The sequence below is a fragment of the Streptomyces sp. Y2F8-2 genome, assembly GCF_014905555.1.
GTDB classification, from domain to species: Bacteria; Actinomycetota; Actinomycetes; order Streptomycetales; family Streptomycetaceae; genus Streptomyces; species Streptomyces cynarae.
This window is the reverse complement of record NZ_BNGS01000026.1, coordinates 1-4,080: the sequence shown is the minus strand read 5'-3', so window position 1 is coordinate 4,080 and position 4,080 is coordinate 1. Positions and strand designations below refer to the sequence as shown.

The window sequence follows — 4,080 nt, the reverse complement described above, 5'->3', positions numbered from 1 at the left end:
TTTCAAAGGAACCTCGACCATCGGAATCATCCGACGGACGGGGTATCAACATATCTGGCGTTGACTTTTGGCACGCTGTTGAGTTCTCAAGGAACGGACGCTTCCTTCGTACTCACCGGAGAGACTCACTCTCTCGGCTTTCCTCCGGGCGCTTCCCTTCGGTGTTTCCGACTCTATCAGATCTTTTCTCGATCCGATTTCCTCGGTGCTTTCCAGGTTCCCGCTCTCGCGTTTCCCTTTCCGGCGGTTCCGACTTTATCAGAGGATTTGTGGCGGACTGACCGCCGAAACTTCTGAATCAATCGGGGAGGCTCCTCGGAACTGATCGCCCCGAGAGCCGGCAGATGCTCACTGTTCCTGTTGTGGGTGGATACCTCCACCTCCAGGCAACTGTCTGAATCTACCTCCCCACGCCACCCGTGTCAACAGGCTCCGTGGGGCGAAGAGGAGATTAGCAGGCCGACCCCGGATGACGCACATCCGGAGGGGCCGTCCCGGTCACGCCGCCGTCGGAACGGTCGCGCTGCGCTCGTCCGCGTCCACGTCCCCCGTGTCCCCGGCCCGTGCCGCGCGTCCGCCGAGGACATAGACGTACGTGAGAAAGGCCAGCTCAGCGGCGATGCCTATCGCGATCCGGGCCCAGGTGGGAAGACCGGAGGGGGTCACGAACCCCTCGATGGCACCCGAGACGAACAGGACCAGCGTGAGTCCGATGGCCATGCCCAGGGCGGCCCTGCCCTCTTCGGCGAGGGCGGTGCGACGAGTCCGGGGGCCCGGGTCGATGAGGGTCCAGCCGAGTCGCAGCCCTGTTCCGGCTGCCACGAAGACGGCCGTCAGTTCCAGCAGCCCGTGCGGGAGGACCAGGCCGAGGAAGGTGTCGAGGCGGCCGGCCGAAGACATCAGGCCGATGCCGACCCCCAGGTTCAGCATGTTCTCGAAGAGGATCCACAGCACCGGGAGGCCGAGGAAGATGCCCAGGACCAGGCACATCGCAGCGGCTCGCGCGTTGTTCGTCCACACCTGTGCCGCGAAAGCGGCGGCGGGATGGCTGGAGTAGTACGTCTCGTACTCGCCGCCGGGGCGTGTCAGGTCACGAAGTTCGCCGGGGGCCGCGATCGAGGCCTGGACGTCCGGGTGGGTGCCGATCCACCACCCCAGGAGCACCGCCACCACTGTGGAGAGCACTGCCGTGGGTATCCACCAGCGGCGCGAACGGTAGACGGCGGCAGGAAAACCGTGCGTGAGGAAGCGCGTGACATCCCGCCACGAGGCGCGGCGCGTGCCCGTCACGGCGCTGCGCGCGCGTGCCACCAGTTGACTGAGCCGGCCGGTGAGCTGGGGGTCGGGTGCGCTGGACTGGATCAGCGAGAGATGGGTGGCGGTGCGCTGGTAGAGGGCGACGAGTTCGTCCGCCTCGGCTCCGGTGAGGCGGCGCCGGCGGCGCAGCAGGGCTTCGAGGCGGTCCCACTCGGCGCGGTGGGTGGACACGAACACGTCGAGGTCCATTGGACGGGCTGCTCCTCGTACTGCGGCGCGATGTGCCCTCAGCTTGGCAGACTGTCGTACTCCGGGGAGGGTCAGGGGAAGGACGGTCGGCGTGAGTGAGCTAGTGACGGGTGAGGCGGTGGCGCTGGAGCTGCGCCCCGCGAAGCTGCCGAGCCGGGCGCTGGCCGTGTTGCTCGACCTGGTGGTGGCCGTGCTCGTCTACGTCCTTGTGATGATCGCTCTGGTGGTGTCCACGTCCGGCCTTGACGAGGCCGCGCAGACCGCGGTGTCGATCGCCGCCTTCGTCCTCGTGCTGGTGGGCGGGCCGATCGCGGTGGAGACGCTGAGCCATGGGCGTTCGCTGGGCAAGCTGGCGTGCGGGCTGCGGGTGGTGCGGGACGACGGGGGGCCGATCCGGTTCAGGCACGCGTTGGTACGGGGCGCGGTCGGTGTGGTCGAGATCCTCATGACCTTCGGGGTCGTGGCGTGTATCGCCTCGCTCGTGTCGGCACGGGGACGGCGGCTCGGTGACGTGTTCGCGGGCACGCTCGTGGTGCGCGAGCGGGTGCCCGCCGGCCGTGCGTCCTTCGTGCCTCCGCCACCACCGTGGCTGGCCGGGCGGTTCTCCGCGCTCGACCTCTCGGCCGTTCCGGACGGGCTGTGGCTGGCGATCCGGCAGTACCTGACGCGGATGCACCAGCTGGATCCGCAGGTGGGCTGGACGATGGCGGAGCGTCTCGCCGCGGACCTCGCGGCTCGTACGGGCGTGCCGACACCGCCCGGGGTGCCGCCGGCTGCTTATCTGGCTGCGGTGGTGCAGGAACGGCAGGCTCGGGAGGCCCGGCGGGCCTCCGGCGGCTGGGGAGCTGTCGAGGCCGTCGAGGGCGGTCCGCAGGCCGGCACCGCAGCTCAGCAGCCCTACGCCCCGCCCCAGGCCCCGGCGCCCGTGGCCCCCGTGGCTCCGCAGGACCAGCAGCCGGCACCGACGCCGCCCATGCGGCCGGCTCACCCCGAACCGCCGGCTCGGCCCTCCACCGGCTTCGCGCCGCCCGCCTGACCGCCGTCACCGCCGGGTCGCTGTCAGGGAAACACCGACGGCGGCGACTGGAGGTCCTCCAGCTCGATGCCCGGTGCCGACAGCACCACGTCTCCTGCGATGTGGACGGTGTGCCGCTCGCCCGTGTCCAGGGCCGTGACCTGGTATTCGTCCACGATGAGGGGGGCGTTGTCAGTGGTGTGTGCTTCTCTTGCGATCAGGGCCCAGGACTGGTCCACGGTGCGCGGGGCGAGGACCGGATCGGTGAAGGCGACGAGGCGTACGCGCGTCGCGGAGGAAGAGGGGGTGAGGCGCAGCAGACGGGCGGTGGCGACGAGGAACGCGGGGGATGTGCCGGTGAAGGCGTGGGCGCGGACATTGCCTTCGGTGGCATGGGTGCCGGTGGGGTCGGTGCGGACCCAGGTGACGCCGTCGAGGGCGGCGCCCCGCACCTGCCAGCTCGAGGCGTGGAGTTCGAGGCGGATGGGGCGGCCGAGCTCGTCGAGGGCGAGGTCGACGGAGCCTGCGTGATCGCCGGAGGGGGTGGTCAGTTGGGAGACATAGCGCCAGCCGGTGGGGCCCGGCGCGCACTGGAAGTGTTCTTCGGCGAGGAGGGTCTGGTCGTGCGGGTCGTGGAGCGAATATCGGCCGCGGGGCATGAGGGTCCTGGGGCTTGACGGGGCCGGTCCGCCCAGTGGTCCGGAAGGGCCCAGTGGTGTGGAAAGGGGGCAGGCCCCCGGCACGGGGGTGCGGGGGCCTGCCTTCGGACCGGGGCTCGGTCAGTAGCGGTAGTGGTCCGGCTTGTACGGGCCTTCGACCTCGACGCCGATGTACGCCGCCTGCTCGGGGCGGAGCCTGGTCAGCTTCACGCCGAGCGCGTCCAGGTGGAGACGGGCGACCTTCTCGTCCAGGTGCTTGGGCAGCACGTACACGCCGGTCGGGTACGCGTCGGGCTTGGTGAACAGCTCGATCTGGGCCAGCGTCTGGTCCGCGAAGGAGTTGGACATCACGAACGACGGGTGACCGGTGGCGTTGCCCAGGTTCAGCAGGCGCCCCTCGGACAGGACAATGATCTTCTTGCCGTCGGGGAAGGTCCAGGTGTGGACCTGCGGCTTGACCTCGTCCTTGACGATCCCGGGGACCTTGGCCAGGCCGGCCATGTCGATCTCGTTGTCGAAGTGACCGATGTTGCCCACGATCGCCTGGTGCTTCATCCTGGCCATGTCACTGGCCATGATGATGTCCCGGTTACCGGTCGTGGTGACGAAGATGTCGGCCTTGTCGACGACCTCGTCCAGCGTCGTGACCTGGTAGCCGTCCATCGCCGCCTGCAACGCGCAGATCGGGTCGATCTCCGTGACGATCACACGGGCGCCCTGACCACGCAGGGACTCCGCACAGCCCTTGCCCACGTCGCCGTAGCCGCAGACGACCGCCGTCTTACCGCCGATCAGGGTGTCCGTGGCGCGGTTGATGCCGTCGATCAGGGAGTGGCGGCAGCCGTACTTGTTGTCGAACTTCGACTTGGTGACGGCGTCGTTGACGTTGATCGCCGGGAA

4 protein-coding genes are annotated in these 4,080 nt (G+C 69.0%); 1 reads left to right on the top strand and 3 read right to left on the bottom strand.

The annotated features are described in order from the left end of the window. Nucleotides 1–498: 498 nt before the first annotated feature. Complete coding sequence (locus SY2F82_RS38505) at nt 499–1,506, bottom strand: stage II sporulation protein M (RefSeq protein ID WP_200423740.1); 1,008 nt, start codon at nt 1,504–1,506, stop codon at nt 499–501. A 91-nt stretch (nt 1,507–1,597) separates the two neighbouring features. Between SY2F82_RS38505 and SY2F82_RS38500 the strand changes: the two genes are divergently transcribed. After that, nucleotides 1,598–2,542, top strand: a complete 945-nt coding sequence (locus SY2F82_RS38500) for an RDD family protein (protein ID WP_200423739.1) — start codon at nt 1,598–1,600, stop codon at nt 2,540–2,542. A gap of 23 nt (nt 2,543–2,565) precedes the next feature. On the opposite strand, the gene SY2F82_RS38495 is transcribed toward SY2F82_RS38500, so the two are convergent. Then, nucleotides 2,566–3,180: a hypothetical protein gene (locus SY2F82_RS38495; RefSeq protein ID WP_200423738.1), complete on the bottom strand. Its 615-nt coding sequence runs from the start codon at nt 3,178–3,180 to the stop codon at nt 2,566–2,568. A 120-nt stretch (nt 3,181–3,300) separates the two neighbouring features. After that, the coding region (locus SY2F82_RS38490; protein ID WP_200422169.1) for an adenosylhomocysteinase at nt 3,301–4,080 on the bottom strand (780 nt) is incomplete at its 5' end.

Bases quoted from the DNA above. Each gene is read 5' to 3' on its own strand.
- SY2F82_RS38505 (WP_200423740.1), bottom strand. From the start codon at position 1,506: ATGGACCTCGACGTGTTCGTGTCCACCCACCGCGCCGAGTGGGACCGC.
- SY2F82_RS38495 (WP_200423738.1), bottom strand. From the start codon at position 3,180: ATGCCCCGCGGCCGATATTCGCTCCACGACCCGCACGACCAGACCCTC.